Genomic DNA, 17494 nt, shown 5'->3' with positions numbered 1-17494 from the left:
TTTTTCTTGCACTGCAGCGTGTCCTTCAACAAAGTAGGATTGGAATAACCATAGAGTAGACACTCTGTTAGTTCGCGGGAAATATATGATTGGTCTAGTTCTTGTCACCCATGGTCGGTTGGCAGAAGAGTTCAAATCGGCTCTTGAGCATGTTGTAGGTCCACAGGACCGGGTAGCAACCATCTGCATCGGCCCCGATGACGATATGGAACAACGTCGTCAGGATATCCTGCGTTCAGTAGAGGCTGTCAACGATGGCTCTGGCGTCGTCCTTCTTACCGACATGTTTGGCGGTACACCTTCTAATCTCGCTATCTCTGTAATGGATGGTGGTAGCGTAGAGGTCGTAGCTGGTGTAAACCTGCCGATGCTCATAAAACTGGCAAGCGTTCGCAACGAGAAATCGCTTGCCGAAGCGGTAGAAGAAGCCCGCAGCGCAGGACAGAAGTACATCTCCGTAGCTTCGCAGGTTCTGTCCGGGCAAGGCTAAGAAAATATGGATGAATGCACAGTGCTAGCTCGCGACCTGACCATCGTGAACACCCGTGGTTTGCACGCGCGCGCCTCAGCCAAGCTGGTCAAGCTGGTTGAGACTTTTGATGCCGATGTTAAAGTCTCCAAAGACGGACAGACAGTAGGTGGAACCTCCATCATGGGCCTGATGATGCTTGCAGCCAGCCCGGGATGCTCCATCCACGTTGTCGTCACCGGCAATCAGAAAGAAGAAGCCCTCTCCGCGATCACGCATCTGGTAGAAGACGGCTTCGGCGAGAGAGACTAAGCAATTCGAGCGTTTCGAGGGTCTGATGAAAAAACGTCCAGCCGCACGTCTGTTGGTAGTTGATCCTCAAAACCGAATTCTGCTCTTCAATTTCAAGTTCGATAAAGGTCCTCTCAAAGGGCAGGACTACTGGGCCACCGTTGGCGGTGGCATTGAACCGGGCGAGAGCTTTGAAGAAGCCGCCCGTCGTGAACTTCTGGAAGAAACCGGAATCACCGAGCCTGTCGGTGAGAAGATTCACATCGGAAGAGCCATCTTCCAGACGCCCTCTGGCGAAACTGTCGATGCTGAAGAGCACTTCTTCCTCGTCACCGTACCTCACTCGAAAATCGACTATTCCAATCATACTGAGTTGGAAACACAGGTGATGAGAAACCATCGCTGGTGGACACGCGAAGAGCTGGAAACCACCTCTCTGACTGTATTTCCTGAAAATATCCTTGAAATTCTAGAGCCTTATCTTCCAGAGAAGGTCTGAGCCGATCTACCCATCTGCAGAATGCTTGTATTTTAGTCGGATATAAAGAAACCTTTATATCTTTATTGCTTTCTACTTCCTCTGTGATGTATAACTGCGTGCAGTGATCGCTCATTTTGCGAGCGCTCATCAACCATGCGGGAGGGGACTATGGGCCCGGGCATTCAGGAAGATTTAATGACTGCGTCTAAAGATTACTACGTCAAAGACATCTCACTTGCAGAGTGGGGTCGTACTGAAATTGAAATTGCCGAAACCGAGATGCCGGGCCTGATGGCTTGCCGCGAGGAGTTTGGTGCAAGCAAGCCTCTCAAAGGCGCACGCATCGCTGGCTCCCTGCACATGACCATTCAGACAGCGGTTCTGATTGAAACCCTCGTTGCACTGGGTGCAGAAGTCCGCTGGGCGTCTTGTAACATCTTCTCCACGCAGGATCAGGCCGCTGCTGCAATCGCGGCTGCTGGTATTCCTGTCTTCGCTGAAAAAGGCGAAACCCTCGACGAATACTGGTCTTATGCCGATAAGATCTTCGACTGGGGCAACGGTGAAACCGCAAACCTCATCCTCGATGATGGCGGTGACGCAACACTGATGATTCTTCTCGGTGCGAAAGCTGAGAAAGACCCATCCGTTCTCGACAACCCATCCAACGAAGAAGAAACCGCGCTCTTCGCTGCGATCAAGCGCCGCCTCGAAAAAGATCCAGGCTTCTACTCCAAGGTTAAAGCCAACATCCGTGGTGTTTCTGAAGAAACCACCACAGGCGTTCTGCGTCTTTACGAAATGCAGAAGAAGGGCGACCTGCCATTCCCTGCAATCAACGTGAACGACTCCGTCACCAAGTCCAAGTTCGACAACCGCTATGGCTGCCGTGAATCACTGGTAGACGGCATCCGCCGCGGTACCGATGTGATGATGGCAGGTAAAGTGGCTGTTGTCGCTGGTTACGGCGACGTTGGTAAAGGCTCTGCTCAGTCCCTATCTGGCGCGGGTGCCCGCGTGATCGTGACTGAGATCGACCCAATCTGCGCTCTGCAGGCTGCAATGGATGGCTTTGAAGTCAAAACCATGGAGCAGGCCATTGGCGAAGGCGACATCTTTGTAACCACCACCGGCAACAAAGACGTCATCACCGCTGACCACATGCGCGACATGAAGGACATGGCGATCGTCTGTAACATCGGCCACTTCGACAACGAGATCCAGGTTGCTGCACTGCGTAACTTCAAGTGGCGCAATGTGAAGCCTCAGGTCGACATGATCGAGTATCCAGATGGCAAACGCCTGATCCTTCTCTCCGAAGGTCGTCTGGTAAACCTGGGCAACGCAACTGGTCACCCATCCTTCGTAATGTCCGCCAGCTTCACCAACCAGGTTCTGGCTCAGATCGAGCTGCACACCAAAGGCGAAGACTACAAGAACGAAGTTTACGTTCTGCCGAAGCATCTAGATGAGAAGGTTGCTCGCCTGCACCTTAAGAAACTCGGTGCAACCCTGTCTGAGCTGACCGATGATCAGGCCAATTACCTTGGCATCGACAAAACTGGCCCATTCAAGGCAGAGCACTACAAGTACTGATTCAGGCAGTCCGCATTTGCTGTTAACGCTAAGGGACTTAGCGTTAACAACTCCATGAATTCTACTAGGTCCAGTGAGCTCACTTTCAATATATTGGGGGTGCGCTTGCTGGGCTTACTATAAATTGTAGTGGATGATTATTTCGCCCACAGAATTTGTTTACTTTTTGTAAAGATCCTCTTCTTCCGAAAATTCAATCAGGTTACATTGATTGTCGAATCAGTCGTTAAGTTAGGCAGTTGAGCGACTTGTTCGCGATTCGTGACACCAATGCGGCGTGTGTCATGAATCTGAGGCGGCGAAGAAAGGGGCACAACATGCCAGCATCCTGGCATAAACACGCGCGTGTTAGCGTGCAGTGGCGGAGAAGGTTTAGGCTCGTGCTGAACCTGCTGGGCGTTGCTGTGTTTGCTCTTCTGGGTGCCGCTGGTTTTTCTCAGGCTATGGATATTCTGCCAGCTCTTTCAGGTAGTTCGGTTGACGCCTTCAAGGTTGTCTGGGTCGCGGCAACGGCCGGTATCGCCTTGTACGCTGTCGCTGCCTCCGTTGTGCTCGTTCGCATTCGCAGAAATGACTCATTGTCCATTCTGCAACTTCGCCAGGACAGAGCCGACGCAATGGCGCGCATCGATCGCCTTGAAAGCTTGCTGGAGACCGAAGATAGCCTGCTGCTGGTCTGGGATGGTGAGGCCAAACATCCCGGCGTTGCCGGACATCTGCCAGAAAACCTGGAACTCTCAGGCGGTCTTTCGCAACTGGTTGAGTTTGAAACCTGGCTTGATGTCAAATCTGCCGAGGCCCTGCGCGCTTTTCTCGAGCATTTGCGCGGCCACGGCGAAGTCTTCCGGTTAACCTTAACAACCATAGATGGGGTTTATCTGGAAGCATCCGGTCACACTGCTGGTGGATTGGCAGTCCTCCGTCTGCGTGACCTCACAGGAGATCGCCAGCTCAGTGCGCGTCTTTCTGAGCAGAACAAAGAGCTGCGCGAACAGATCTCCTCGCTTCACAGCCTGTTGGACGCACTGCCGGGGCCTGCATGGCAGCGCGATCACCATGGCCAGCTTGTCTGGGTCAACACCGCTTATGTGGATGCCGTCGAGGCCGAAAGCACTCGCACAGTGGTAGACGATCAGATCGAGCTGTTGGAAGCAAAAGGTCGCAACAAACTCAATATGATGCGCCAGACTGATGGTGTCTATCACTCACCGATGCCAGTTGTGGCAGCGGGCGAGCGGCGCGTCTTTGAGTTGACCGACGTAAACTCTGAGCATGGCAATGCCGGCCTTGCTCAGGATATTTCCGAGCTTGAACGCGTACAGGGCCAGCTTCGCCGCACACTCGAGTCCCATACGCGGACGCTCGATCAGCTTCAAACACCTGTGGCCGTGTTTGGTGCTGATCATCGTCTCCAGTTCTACAACGCAGCCTATCGATCCCTCTGGGATATCGATCAGAGTTTCCTGGAGACCAAGCCGGAAGAAGGCGAGCTGCTCGACGCCCTTCGCGCAGCTCGCAAACTGCCAGAGCAGGCTGACTATCGCGGTTGGAGAACCAAACATCTGGAATGTTACCAGGCCTTGGATGCACAGGCGTTCTGGTGGCACCTACCGGATGGACGGACCCTCCGCGTGATCGCCAGCCCGCATCCGCAAGGTGGTGTGACGTACTTCTACGAGAATGTCACCGAGCAGCTTGATCTGGAAAGCCGCTTCAACGCGCTCACCCGCGTCCAGCGTGAAACGCTCGACCACCTGACCGAAGCTGTCGCCGTGTTCGGCTCCAACGGACGCATGCGCCTCTCCAACCCAGCCTTTGCTGAGATCTGGGGACTTTCTCAGGAGTTCCTGGAAGGTGCACCGCACGTCAATGACCTGCTGGATAACTGCAGAGAACTGATGGGTGATTCCGATCGCTGGCAAGAGCTTGCGCGCGGTGTGACAGGCCTTTCCGACAATCGCACCAGCGTCTCGGGCCGGATGGAACGCATCGACGGATCGGTCATCGACTACGTCACCGTTCCGCTGCCGGATGGTGGCACGCTGCTCACCTTCGTGAACGTCACTGATACGGTCAACGTAGAGCGCGCCCTGCATGCAACCAACGATGCGCTGCAGGAAGCCGACCAGCTCAAGAACGCGTTCATTCAGCACGTGTCCTACGAGCTGCGCTCGCCTCTGACCACCATCATCGGCTTTGCGCAGTTGCTGGGTGATGCCAAGTTCGGCGATCTATCTCCAAAGCAGGAAGAATACACCGACTACATCCTGTCGTCGTCTTCCGCACTGCTGCACATCATCAACGATATCCTTGATCTGGCGACCGTTGACGCAGGCATCATGGAGCTGGAGATCTCCGAGGTTGATGTGGCGCAGACCGTGTCTGAAGCGGTTGAGGGTCTGAAAGATCGTCTGGTCGAGTCCGACATCACTCTACGCACGCACATGCCGGATGACATTGGTATCCTCAAAGCGGACGAGCGTCGTCTCCGTCAGGTCCTCTTCAACCTGCTCTCCAATGCGATCCGGTATTCCGACAAAGGCGGTCTGGTCGACATCAGCTGCCAGCGTGAAGAGAACGAAATCCGCTTCCGCATTAAAGACCACGGTGCTGGCATCCCTCAGGAGATGCTGGAACAGGTCTTCTCCCGCTTTGTGGGCCGCGGAGCTGGCGGAAACCGTCAGGGCGTAGGCCTCGGCCTCTCCATCGTGAAGAGCTTCGTAGAACTGCACGGTGGTACGGTTGATATCACCTCTGAGGAAGGGCAGGGCACTACAGTGGATTGCACCTTCCCGCTGGAGCCGCACATCCATTCGCTGGAAGCGGCGGAATAACTCATCCTTCAGTTTTCAGGAAGATAAAGGCCTCTGGGGCTTGAGTTCCCTTGCTGGTTTTGGCAAGTGCTTACTCTTGAAGAATTCCGGATGCGTCTCGCCTTTGCAGAAGGGCGCAGTGCATTCTATCAGATGACTACGTAATCTTGAGAGGTCAGCGCTAAAGCTCACTCAGGTGCATGCGTAAAGATAAAGGGTGAGAGCAGCCTGCGTGAATGTGATTGCTGCAGCTGCTCGTGAGGCGAACTGAATGAAGGTACTTCTCGAAGACCAGAGAGCGACTGAGCTTTTTGCTGCGGATCTGGCTGAACTGCTGAAAGAGGGAGACGTGCTCGCTCTTTCCGGAGATCTGGGCACAGGCAAATCCACGCTCAGCAGGGCGCTCCTGCGCCATCTGGCAGCTGATCCTCATCTGGAAGTTCCAAGCCCAACCTTCACGCTGGTCCAAACCTACGACCTCACCAGAATGCCTGTTGCGCATTTTGACCTCTACCGCATTGAAGAGCCGGAAGAGCTGGAAGAGCTGGGCCTCGATGAATATCTGGAAACCGGCGTCGCGTTGATTGAATGGCCTGAGATGGGAGATCCGTCCTACTGGCCAGAAGCGCTGGACCTGAAGCTGATCGAAGGCACTGAGCCGGACACCCGCGAAATCACCCTCACAGCCAACTCAGAAAGCTGGCAGAACCGCCTTGATCGCCTCGCCGCCCGCCGTGCCCTGCTGAAAGACGCAGGCTGGATCGATGCTGAGCGCGAGCATGTACAGGGCGATGCCTCCATGCGCACCTATTTTCGCCTTCACAAAGAGGGTGAGACAGTCGTCTTTATGGATAGTCCGCCAACTGGGCCAGAGCCGCTTCTGCCCTCCGGCAAGACATACGGTGAAACCGTGCACCGCGCCAAGGATGTGACCGCATTCTTCGCCATTGGCAACGCCTTGGCCGAGCAAGGGTTTCGCGTCCCAAAGCGTCTGGCAGCTGATCCGGAAAATGGTCTGGCACTGCTGGAAGACTTTGGCGACCAGATTATCACCGAAAATGGTGAAGCCGTAAAAGAACGCTACGAGCTGGCCATCGACGACATCGCACGCCTGCACAGCTGCGATTGGAAGACAGAACTGCACGCTGATGGCAAAACCCATCAGCTCAAGCCCTGCGACTTTGGGGTGCTGATCACCGAAGCAGACCTCTATCTGCAATGGTATCTGCCCTACGCCAACGGCAAACCGGCAACGGAGCAGGAAAGCAAAGACTACGTGGAAGCGTGGAAAGAGATGCTAGAGCCAGTCCTCCAAGGCGAGCCAACATTGCTTCTGCGGGATTACCACAGCCCGAATATCATGTGGTTGCCAGAGGAAACCGGGCTCAATAAGCTAGGTTTAATTGACTACCAAGATGCAATGGTAGGCCCTGCTGCCTATGACGTTGCTTCTCTCGTATACGACGCTCGCGTTGATATGCCGGAGGGCCTTCAGGAGCATTTGCTGCAACGATATTGCGACTTGGCAAGAAAGAATAAACCCATTTTTGATGAAATGGCGTTTCGGAATGCTGTTGCTGTGTTGGCCTTGCAGCGCAATGCCAAAATCCTCGGGGCTTTTGTACGTCTTGATAAGCAGCTCGGAAAACCTAAATACATGGAGATGCTTCCTCGCATCCGCAATTACGTGCGGCAGTGCTTTGCACAAATAGGGGAAGTAAGCCTCAAACCAATGTTCAACGTCATACTCTCGTCAAATGAGACGAGGCAAAGTGACAGCTGATACAAGAGAACAAAACGACAGAGACAACTCGATGCCTAAAGAAATCTCCTTCCATCCTAAAGCGGCTATGGTTTTGTCCGCAGGGCTGGGCAAACGCATGCGGCCCCTGACGGCGACCACACCAAAACCCCTCATCGAGGTGGACGGTAAGTCGATGTTTGCGCGCGCAGCATCCCGTTTGAAGGAAGCTGGCCTCGAAACATGCGTTGTCAACGTGCACTACCTGGCAGATCTGGTTGAAAGCCATGCCCGCAAGTTCGAAGGGCTGGACGTCAAGATCTCCGACGAGCGCGATGAGCTTCTGGACACGGGCGGCGGCATCAAAAAAGCCCTGCCAATGCTCGGAACCGATCCGTTCATCCTCAAAAACTCCGACAGCTTCTGGCTGGAAGGCGTTAAGCCAAATCTCGACCTGCTGGTAGAGACCTGGGATGACGAAAACATGGATATGCTGATGCTGCTTGCTCCAACAGTGAATGCTGTTGGCTATGACGGCAAAGGCGACTTCCTGATGGACAACGAAGGCAGGCTGGAACGCCGCGATGAGCGCTCCGTAGCGCCGTTCATCTACTCAGGCACTGCCATGATCCATCCGCGCCTCTTCAAAAACACGCCGGAAGGCCCATTCTCCCTCAACGTGCTGTTCGATAAGGCAATTGAGAGTGGACGCCTGTTTGGTGTTGAAGGCGATGGCCTCTGGTTGCACGTTGGAACGCCTCAAGGCCTGGACGACGCTGAACGCGCAATCGCAAACAGCGCAAACTAACCTCATTACAGGATTGGCCCGCCACATCACGCGGGCCGCCTCAGCTCACTTCCCAAAACTGAAGCGCTAAAACCACCGCATGGCCTGCCATGCTGTGAGGATGCGACGCGTCCACGATACGGGCATGCGAAACGCTGCGGCTCAGTCATCCAAACCACAGCGTATGCATTCAAAACGACAGGACACCGTGAAACGGGCAATATCCTTCGTTATCAGGCAAAGACTGTCAGATCCTGCGCCAACATCATTGCGTTTCCGTCTGGATCGTAGAAGGTCGCAATGCTGACCATGCCTTCGATGGTCTCAGTAGGGCCATCGAACTTAACGCCAGCACCTTCCATGGCTCCGCGTGCGCTTTCAATATCAGCAACGCCAAATACTGGCACAGTGTTGCCCGGCTTCGGCTCGGTCTGCTCACCAAGACCCAGTGTCACGCCTGGGGTTTTGGTATGCATTTCGCTCCAGCCAGCTTCATCAATGTGGTGCTTCAGCTCAAAACCAAGCATGGAGCTGTACCACTCCGCGCTCGCGTGGCGGTCACGCACAGAGATTGACAATGTGATCGTATTTTCCAAAGAAACAAGCGACATGAAACTTCCCTTTCAGTAAAAAATAAAGTAACTATACTTTATGGACATTAAGGCGCTTGTCAAGCTCACATCTCGGGCTTGGTCTCTAAATATTCTGGCTCACTTGCACGCTGGTGTTCCCGGCAGGCAGGCTCCGCTGCTGGCTGCGTCAGGGGCGAGCCGTACATCGTTCGCTGCAAGCCTTGAGCATCTTGTGGAACTCGGTCTGCTGGAGCGAAACCCCGGCCACGGCCATCCGCTGCGCCCGGAATTTCGTCTGACGCCAAAAGGTGTTCGCGCCGCTGAAATTGCCAGCAGGATTGTAAGTGCTGTCCCAGATGACACTGAGTTCTCCCTGCTGCGCAAAAGTTGGACAGTGCCAATTCTGGCCCTGACAGCCACACCGCAACGTTTCTCATCAATCCGGTCAGATCTGGCAACGATCACAGACCGTGCATTGTCAGCATCGCTGGTCAGGCTGGAAGAGAGGGAGTGGATCAGGCGGGACATCAACACAACCCAACGCGTGCCATTCCCCACCTACTGCGCCGCCAACACGGGCATCCAAATCAACCGCGCAATTGATTTGCGGGTGTGAGGGGAGGGCCGCTTTAGCTTGAATGCCACTCGCATCCCCAAAAATGCAAGGGCATGAAAAGCAACAACTCGGTTGCTTGTCTCCGATCTCCCGTTGCAACATGATGAGATTACAGCCTCTCAGACAGGGGCAATCAAGCGATTTAGTTGAATGTGTTTTTGACGAGAACAAGCATGCAGCCAGTTTTCAGGAGAATATTGAAGGATCAGATTGATTTTCTTCTGTTCCGTCCCATCAAGCCACCGTTAGGCAAGTACTACTCGGCCTATCTGGCATGGGGGCTGCTCGTAACCTGGCTGGTTGGGATCGGAAGATATTGGGATCATCCTTCCGCGCAACTGTGGCAGTACGCAGGCTTTGGCTCTGTTCTATATATCTTTGTTTTAGCTGGTCTGGTGTGGGCGATCACTCAACCTTTGAAGCCAAAGAACTTTAGTTACAAAAACATCCTTCTCTTCATTAGTTTAACCTCCCTTCCTGCCGCTTTTTACGCCATTCCTGTTGAGCGCTTTATGTCGCTTAAAAATGCACAAATCGCCAACATGTTGTTTCTCGCCATTGTTGCGGGTTGGCGAGTCGCGCTGTTCGCTGTCTTCTTGCAAAGGAGCGCAAAACTTAGTGGGCGAACTGTTTTTGTGGCTACAGTTTTGCCTCTTACATTGATCGTGACAGCGCTTGTCGCACTCAATCTGGAACACGCTGTATTCGAGATCATGGGTGGCCTGCGAGATGAAACATCAAATGATACTGCCTATATGATCATGGTTGTCATCAGCACCCTGTCTTTGCTGGCAACACCTATCTTCGTGATTTGGTACGCCCTCCTAGTTTATCGGGCGCACAAGAAATCAGTCACAATATGAAACTCGCGAGATATAAAATCACACCGTGCTTTTTGCTGTCCGCCACGCACCATGATCCTCATCGTAGACATAAATGACCTTGATCTTGAGTTCCGATGATGCACCTCATTTTCTGGCTCCGCTGTGCGATTGGTTTGCTCAGGAATGGGGGGAGATGGACCCGGTTGACCTCAGGCAGAACGGTCTTGAAACTCCAGCCCCCTTACTGGCAATAAGCGAGGAGGGGAAGCTCATCGGTGGACTGGCGTTTACAATAGCCCCAGAACCTCAGAGCACGACGAACTCTATCTGGATCAACGCGTTGCTGGTTGCTCCAGAACACCGGGGGCAAGGCGTTGCTTCAAAACTGATAAGAGCAGCCGAAAGGGCAGCTGCTTTGAAGAACCTAACCAAGCTGTTTGTCTATACAGAATACGCAGCCCTTTACACCGGCTGTTCCTGGGAACTTCTCGAAACAAAAGAAGGCAACTCAGTTCTGAGCAAAGCATTGGAGCCACTGGTTCAGGAAGACCAGCTTTGAGATGATGCAAGCGGATGCACCGTCAAAAACAAAAGCAGTCAGGTTCATCGCTAATCTCGCGGGGATATAAAAACTCACCACGCTTTTTGCTGTGTGCTCCGTGAAAAACTCTATTAAAAAGGAGCATTCGGTTCTTTTCAGGAGGCTCCGGTGGCGGCCACCCCAAATATTTTCAGCGTTTCTCCATCTACGCCATTTCTGCAGGCAACTGTGGAAGCGTTGCTTTCAGGCCAGTTGATCCCGGGTTTTCAGGCGGATGATGATCCGATGGCGCTGGCCGATGTCACCATTTATGTGCCCACCCGCCGTGCTGCCAGAACCCTGCCGGATGTCCTGCGCAAAGCGTTGGGTGCTAAAGCTGCGCTGCTGCCCAAAATCTTGCCGCTGGGCGACGTGGATGAGGAAGAGCATATCCTGAAAGGCCACGGAGATGGTGAGGCACTGCCGCCTGCCATGTCCACCATGGAACGCAAACTGGCCATGACCCGTCTTGTCTGGGCATGGAAGGGCCAGCTCCGCCGCCAAATCCTGCAGCTCAAAGAAGATGATCCAGCCCGCGTTCCGGCGTCCTCCGCGGATGCCGCTTGGCTTGCTGGTAATCTGCTGACACTCATGGATGAGGTGCAGACAGAAGAAGCCAGCTGGGCAGAACTGGGCAGCCTTGTTCCGGAAGATCATGCCGAATACTGGAAGATCACCCTTGAGTTCCTCAAGATCGTCACCGACCTGTGGCCCGAGCACCTGAAAACCATCGGCATGATGGACCCAAAAGAGCGCCGCTCAGCTCTCATCCGAGCAGAAGCTGCCCGCCTGCGTACCACCCCGCCACGCGGTCCGGTGATCGTAGCAGGGGCAACCGGTTCCTTCCCGGCCACTGCCGAGCTGATGAAAGCCGTGCTCAGTCTTGAAAACGGCGCACTGGTGCTGCCTGCGCTCGACAGAGGCATGGATGCAGAAAGCTGGGAGGCACTTGGTAGCCCGTCGGAGCCACAACGTGTGCCGGGGCATCCGCAATACAGCCTCCGCCAGTTGCTGCTGGCGCTGGGCGTAAAACGCGAAGACGTCACCCAGCTTGGTGCGCCGGAAAGCGAAGCCTTGCGTCTGCGCTGTGAGATCGTCAACGAAGCGCTCCGCCCCGCAGAAACAACTGAAGAATGGCAGAACTTCTTCACCTCAGAACTGGCAGAACACCGTGAAACCGCTTTCGCAGGGACGCAGCTGATCACAGCGCGCAACGAGGCGGAAGAAGCCCTCTCCATCGCCTTGCTGCTGCGTGAAGCGGTGGAAGCAGGCAAAACCACAGCACTGATCTCGCCAGACAGAACACTGGCCCGTCGCGTTGCTTCAGAGCTAACCCGCTGGGGCATCATCGTAGATGACACGGCTGGTCGCCCATTGGAGCAAACTCCTCCTATGGTGCTTGCCATCCTCACGGCAAAGCTGGCTTTGCAAGGGCTAGATCCGGTCAACCTGCTGGCTTTGCTCAAACACCCACTTGCCTTCCTTGGCATGAAAGCCAAAGAAGTGCGCTCAGCCGCCCGTGCACTGGAACGCGGCGTCCTGCGTGGCCCACATCCAAGACCGGGTCTGAGCGGTCTGCGTGAAGCGGTGGAAGCCGCTCACGGTCAGGCTATGGAGAAAGCCGACAGACCTGTTGCCCGTTGGCGCAAGCTGGTGGAGGAAGACTGGGACGCCATCAACACCCTGCTGGACCGTCTGGAGCAAGCGCTTGGTCCACTTGAAGCCTTGCTGCAAAATCCAAATGAGATCCCCGTTGAAGAGCTGATCAAAACCCACGTGGATGCAGTCCTGCTGCTCGGGGCTGATGAAAACGGTTCGACGGAAGAGCTGTTCCGTGGTGAAAACGGTAAGGCACTGGCCGAAACTCTGACAGCCCTGCTGGAGGCTGATGCCGCTGGTCTCTGCGTGCCTGCCAATGAATGGCCCGGCGTATTCGGCGCGTTGATCACTGGCGGAGCCGTCCGCTCCCGCACACCTGCTGATCCGCGCATCCATTTGCTCGGCCCAATGGAAGCCCGCTTGCAGCGTTACGACCTCGTCGTCCTTGGCAGCCTGAACGAAGGCACATGGCCACAGCGCACCCGTAATGATCCATGGCTCAACCGCCCGATGAAAGGCCAGATCGGCCTTGATCCGCCAGAACGCAAAATCGGCACCTCCGCCCACGACTTCCTCTGGAACCTGGGTGCACCAGAAGTGGTACTTTCCCGCTCTGAGCGTGTCGATGGCTCCCCAACTGTGGCTTCCCGTTGGCTCCAACGCATCGTCACGCTGGCAGGCCAAAGCGTTGAGCAGCAGATGCGCGCCAAGGGTAAACGCTACACGGAAATGGCCCACGTGCTGGACCGTTCCGAAACACCCGTGCGTCCAGCCAAACGCCCTGAACCAAAGCCACCAGTAGAAGCCCGTCCGGTGCAGCTCTCTGTAACAGCCATCGAAAACCTGATCCGCGACCCATATCTCATCTACGCCAGACATGTGCTGAAACTGGATGAAGTGGACCCCATCGGCGGGGAACCCGGCGCTGCCGACAAAGGCAACATCATCCATGATGCATTGGCAAACTTCCTTGAGGATTGGGATGGCCCGTTTGATGAGAAAGCCGTCCGCGCCCTGCTGACCGAAGGAGGCCGCCTTTTCCGCCCACTGGATGCGTTCCCGGCTATCCGCGCCCTGTGGTGGCCGCGCTTTGAGCGCATCGCAGAAGAGTTCGTAGCTTATGAAGGCGAAGTCGCGCCCAAAATATATGACCGCTTTCTGGAAGAGTACGGCAAAGTGGAAATGCCGCGCCCAGAGCGCAACTTCACCCTCACAGGCCGTGCCGACCGTATCGACCAGATGAAAGACAACACCCTGCGCGTGGTAGATTACAAAACCGGCCAGCCACCTTCCGCCAAACAGGTGGAAGCGCTGCTCTCACCGCAGCTGCCGCTGGAAGTTGCCATGATCCGCCGCAAAGGCTTTGAGGATCTGCCCCACGACATGCCAATCTCCGACATGCTCTACATCCAGCTCAAAGGCGGCAGCGATGCTGTGAAGCTGGAGAGCCGCGTGCCAAAGGAAAGTACGGCAGAAGAGCTCTCCGAAGAAGCATGGAAACGTCTGGAACAGCTCGTCGCCGCCTATGAGAACCCGCGCAAAGGCTACCTCTCCAGAGCGCGTGTGCTGAAGGAAAGGGAATGGGCCGCTTCCTATGATCACCTCGCCCGCGTGCAGGAATGGTCCCTCGGAGAAGACGGGGAGGACGCATAATGGATATCCCAGCAAAAACCCTCGATAGCCAGCAACGCGCCGCGCATCCAGAAAATTCAGCTTGGGTGAGCGCAAATGCAGGCTCCGGCAAAACCTTCGTGCTCGCCCGCCGTGTTGTCCGCTTGTTGCTGTCCGGCACAGACCCATCTCGCATCCTCTGCCTCACCTTCACCAAGGCAGCAGCAGCGGAGATGGCAACCCGCGTATTCGATTCCCTCGCCAAGTGGACACAGCTGAGTGACGCTGAGCTGGCTGCTGAGATCGAGGACATCGAAGGCCGCCCAACTTCACCCAAGCAACTGGCAAACGCCCGCCGTCTCTTTGCAAAAGCACTGGAAACGCCGGGCGGTTTGAAGATCCAGACCATCCACGCCTTCTGTGAAGCGCTGCTCCACCAGTTCCCGCTGGAAGCCAACGTGGCAGGCCACTTCTCTGTGCTCGATGACCGCTTGGCCGAAGAGCTGCTCAACGAAGCCCGCGCCAGCATCCTGCACCGTGCTGAGATTGAGCCTGAGTCAGATATCGGGTCAGCCCTGTCCCAGCTTATCGAGCTATTACCGGATTCAGGCGTCGAAAAAGCCCTCTCAGAGCTGATCAGCCGCCGTGATGCGTTCTACCGCTGGGTTGCTTCTTATGGGGACCTGGAGAGCGCCATTTCCGCGCTATACGCTGATTTCTCCGTCATGCCGGATGATGATATATCTGGCTTTGCATCTGCGTTGCGACGGAATTGTTCTCTCACTGACGACGAAGTTAAAGCGTTTGCAGAAGCCTTACGCGTCGGCTCCAAGACAGATCAGGACCGCGCCAACGCTCTGGATCAGGCAATCACGCTGAAAAGCGACGAAGCCTGGCGTATTGCATGGCTGAAGATCTTCCTCACGGGTACCCTCGGCCCTCGCAAATCCCTCGCCACCAAGAAGGTGCAAACCGCCTTCCCGGAAGTTGTTGAGCGCTTGTTTGCTGAGCAAATGCGTGTGCTGGAGGCTCTGCAACACCAGAACGCCGTCATAACGGTATCTGGCACCAAAGCGATCCTCACCCTCTCAGATGCGGTTTTGCGTTACTACGAGACGGAAAAACTCCGTCGCGGCTACCTCGACTTTGAGGACTTGGTGGTGAAATCTGCGCAGCTCCTGTCCCGTGCTGAAGCGGCTCAATGGGTGCAGTACAAACTGGATCAGGGCCTCGACCATATCCTCGTCGATGAAGCACAGGACACCAGCCCCCGCCAGTGGGAGGTGATCCGCGCACTGGCAGAAGAATTCTTCGCGGGTGATGGCGCACGAGAGAAAGTCCGCACCATCTTCGCGGTGGGTGACGAGAAGCAGTCAATCTACTCCTTCCAGGGCGCCGTCCCAGCCTATTTCGCCGAAATGCGCAAGTTCTTCGCCCGCAGAGCTGAAGAGGCGCAGAAGAACTTCGAGGGCATCGAGCTCAACCTCTCCTTCCGCTCCACACCGGATGTGCTGGGCGCGGTTGATAAGGTGTTCGACACGCCGGAAACCTACAAAGGCCTGTCACAGGACAACGTTGCTCCGGTGCACGAAGCCATCCGCCACAACGATCCGGGCCGCGTCGAAATCTGGCCTCTGGAAGAAGCCGTTGAAACGCTGGAACCGGACGACTGGACCCAGCCAATCGATGCCATCGGCACCGGCAATCCCATGCTGCGCCTCGCCACCCGCATTGCGGAGCAGATTAAGGATTGGGATGAGCGCAATATCGCTGGGCCAGGAGATGTTCTCGTCCTCGTCCGCAAGCGTGGCCCGTTTGTGGAAGCACTCAACCGTGAACTCAAACGCCTGGATGTGCCTGCCGCTGGCTCTGACCGTCTTGTCCTGACCGACCATATCGCCGTCAAAGACCTCGTCGCGCTGGGCCGCTTTATCCTGCTGCCAGAAGATGACCTTTCTCTTGCCTGCGTTCTCAAAAGCCCACTGTTCGGCCTGCTGGATGACGACCTCTTCGAAATCGCCCACGAAACACCGGGTGTTCCAAGGCCGGGCACCCTCTGGCATGAGCTGCTGAGAAAATCAGAGAACAGTGAGAAGTGGCAGATCGTCCGCAAGCAGCTGGAAATCTGGCGAGACCGCGCCGACTTTGTGCCGCCGTTCGAATTCTACGCCAAAATCATGGGCACTGACGGCTACCGCCAGAAGTTCCGCGAGCGCCTCGGCACAGAAGTAGATGACGTGCTTGATGAGTTCCTTTCATTGACGCTCACCTATGAGAAGAGCGGTACGCCCGGCATGGAAGGCTTCCTTGCATGGCTCGCAGAAGCACCAACTGAGATCAAGCGAGAGCTGAACGCCGCCAAAGGCATGGTCCGCATCATGACGGTCCACGGCTCCAAAGGTCTGGAAGCGCCCTATGTTATCCTCGCTGATGGCTGTAATGCGCCCGTCTCCAGCCTGCATGCGCCGGTGATGGTTGAAAAGCAGCGGGCAGGGGATACGGAAGCTGCCCCCGCTCTCGTCTGGCTGCCCAACAAAGCACAGCGCACTGCCTGGCATGAGGAAGCGCTGGAGCTGCTGGCCGATGAGCAGAAAGAAGAATACCGCCGCTTGCTCTATGTGGCCCTTACCCGCGCAAAAGACCGCCTCGTCGTCTGCGGTTGGTCACCAAAGCGCGGTCCTCATGATGAATGCTGGTACACACTCACCCGCAATGGTCTGATTGAGGAAGCGCGCGAGCAAACAGATGCCAATGGTGAAGTGTCCGCATGGATCTGGACCAAGGGTGGCATCGAAAAGCCAGAACCGGTCCTGCTGCAGTCCGAAAAAGCAGAAAGTCAGCAACAGGCAGCAATGCCCGACTGGATTTCCAAAAACGTCAGCGCCCCGGAACGTATCCGCCGCCTGAAGCCATCTGCCGCTTTTGAGGAGATGGAAGCAAAGGAAAGCATCGAGCAGCAAGACCCGAAAGACGCTCTGGAAGCAGCGCGCCAGCCAGAAGACTGGCCTCTGGTCCGCGGTCGCATCGTCCACCGCTTGCTCGAGTTCCTGCCGGACCTGCCGGAAGACCAGCGCTTGGTCTCTGCGGAACGGTTCCTCGCCAGTTCTCTGCCAGAGCGCTTTGAGGATAAACGGGAACGCTTGCTGGATGATGTGCTGGGCACGCTGGGCACGCCGGAGTTCGCTGAGCTGTTCAGCGCCAATGGCAGAGCCGAAGTTCCTATTCAGGGCATGCTCACCGGAGAGGATGGTAAACCAGTCGAAATCTTCGGCCTGATTGACCGACTGCTGGTCAATGACGAAGAAGTGATCATTCTCGACTTCAAGACAAATGCCTATGTGCCAAGAAGCGTGCAGGACGTCTCCGAAACTTATGTTGCGCAGCTGGCTGTTTACAGAAAACTGCTTTCTGAGCTTTATCCGGATAAGAGAATAAGAGCACTGCTCCTCTATACGTCAGGTCCCCGGTTGATAGAAATACCAGTGGAACTGATGAAATCTTTTAAATTCTAGCC

At 55.5% G+C, this 17494-nt stretch carries 13 protein-coding genes; 12 read left to right on the top strand and 1 reads right to left on the bottom strand.

The genetic code is table 11. The features are described from left to right. Positions 1-85: 85 nt before the first annotated feature. From AC3CB2_RS09565 to AC3CB2_RS09535, 7 genes are all read left to right on the top strand, one after another. The gene (locus AC3CB2_RS09565; RefSeq protein ID WP_008548522.1) at positions 86-490 is read left to right on the top strand and encodes a PTS sugar transporter subunit IIA; all 405 of its coding nucleotides are present in this window, start codon (positions 86-88) and stop codon (positions 488-490) included. A gap of 6 nt (positions 491-496) precedes the next feature. Further along, positions 497-781, top strand: a complete 285-nt coding sequence (locus AC3CB2_RS09560; protein ID WP_014283527.1) for an HPr family phosphocarrier protein — start codon at positions 497-499, stop codon at positions 779-781. Positions 782-806: 25 nt separating this feature from the next. Further along, positions 807-1259, top strand: a complete 453-nt coding sequence (locus AC3CB2_RS09555; RefSeq protein ID WP_352932616.1) for an NUDIX hydrolase — start codon at positions 807-809, stop codon at positions 1257-1259. 177 nt (positions 1260-1436) lie between these two features. Continuing rightward, positions 1437-2837 (top strand): adenosylhomocysteinase, encoded by a 1401-nt coding sequence (gene ahcY / locus AC3CB2_RS09550; protein ID WP_167369206.1) that lies wholly within the window; start codon positions 1437-1439, stop codon positions 2835-2837. A gap of 317 nt (positions 2838-3154) precedes the next feature. After that, positions 3155-5671: a sensor histidine kinase gene (locus AC3CB2_RS09545; RefSeq protein ID WP_208982221.1), complete on the top strand. Its 2517-nt coding sequence runs from the start codon at positions 3155-3157 to the stop codon at positions 5669-5671. Between the two features lie 250 nt (positions 5672-5921). Next, positions 5922-7433, top strand: coding sequence for a tRNA (adenosine(37)-N6)-threonylcarbamoyltransferase complex ATPase subunit type 1 TsaE (tsaE, locus tag AC3CB2_RS09540; protein ID WP_352932619.1), 1512 nt, complete (start codon positions 5922-5924; stop codon positions 7431-7433). A gap of 31 nt (positions 7434-7464) precedes the next feature. Beyond that, entirely contained in the window at positions 7465-8199 is a 735-nt protein-coding gene (locus AC3CB2_RS09535; RefSeq protein ID WP_051125868.1) for a nucleotidyltransferase family protein, read from the top strand. 212 nt (positions 8200-8411) lie between these two features. Here AC3CB2_RS09535 and AC3CB2_RS09530 read toward each other — a convergent pair whose 3' ends face one another. Further along, on the bottom strand, positions 8412-8789 hold the full coding sequence (locus AC3CB2_RS09530; RefSeq protein WP_193384385.1) for a VOC family protein: 378 nt from the start codon (positions 8787-8789) through the stop codon (positions 8412-8414). A 40-nt stretch (positions 8790-8829) separates the two neighbouring features. On the opposite strand from AC3CB2_RS09530, the gene AC3CB2_RS09525 reads away from it, so the two are divergent. The 5 genes from AC3CB2_RS09525 (at position 8830) to addA (ending at position 17492) form a co-directional block, all read left to right on the top strand. After that, positions 8830-9366 (top strand): winged helix-turn-helix transcriptional regulator, encoded by a 537-nt coding sequence (locus AC3CB2_RS09525; protein ID WP_352932622.1) that lies wholly within the window; start codon positions 8830-8832, stop codon positions 9364-9366. A 197-nt stretch (positions 9367-9563) separates the two neighbouring features. Continuing rightward, complete coding sequence (locus AC3CB2_RS09520; protein WP_352932623.1) at positions 9564-10229, top strand: hypothetical protein; 666 nt, start codon at positions 9564-9566, stop codon at positions 10227-10229. A gap of 73 nt (positions 10230-10302) precedes the next feature. Further along, the gene (locus tag AC3CB2_RS09515; RefSeq protein ID WP_352932625.1) at positions 10303-10749 is read left to right on the top strand and encodes a GNAT family N-acetyltransferase; all 447 of its coding nucleotides are present in this window, start codon (positions 10303-10305) and stop codon (positions 10747-10749) included. Between the two features lie 150 nt (positions 10750-10899). After that, entirely contained in the window at positions 10900-14022 is a 3123-nt protein-coding gene (addB, locus tag AC3CB2_RS09510; protein WP_352932627.1) for a double-strand break repair protein AddB, read from the top strand. Beyond that, entirely contained in the window at positions 14022-17492 is a 3471-nt protein-coding gene (gene addA / locus AC3CB2_RS09505; RefSeq protein WP_352932629.1) for a double-strand break repair helicase AddA, read from the top strand. Before addB ends, addA begins: the two co-directional genes overlap by 1 nt. Positions 17493-17494 lie beyond the last annotated feature (2 nt).

This window comes from Pseudovibrio sp. SCP20 (assembly GCF_057774105.1).
Note: the sequence above shows the minus strand (reverse complement) of the source record. Positions and strands in the feature narration are given on the sequence as shown.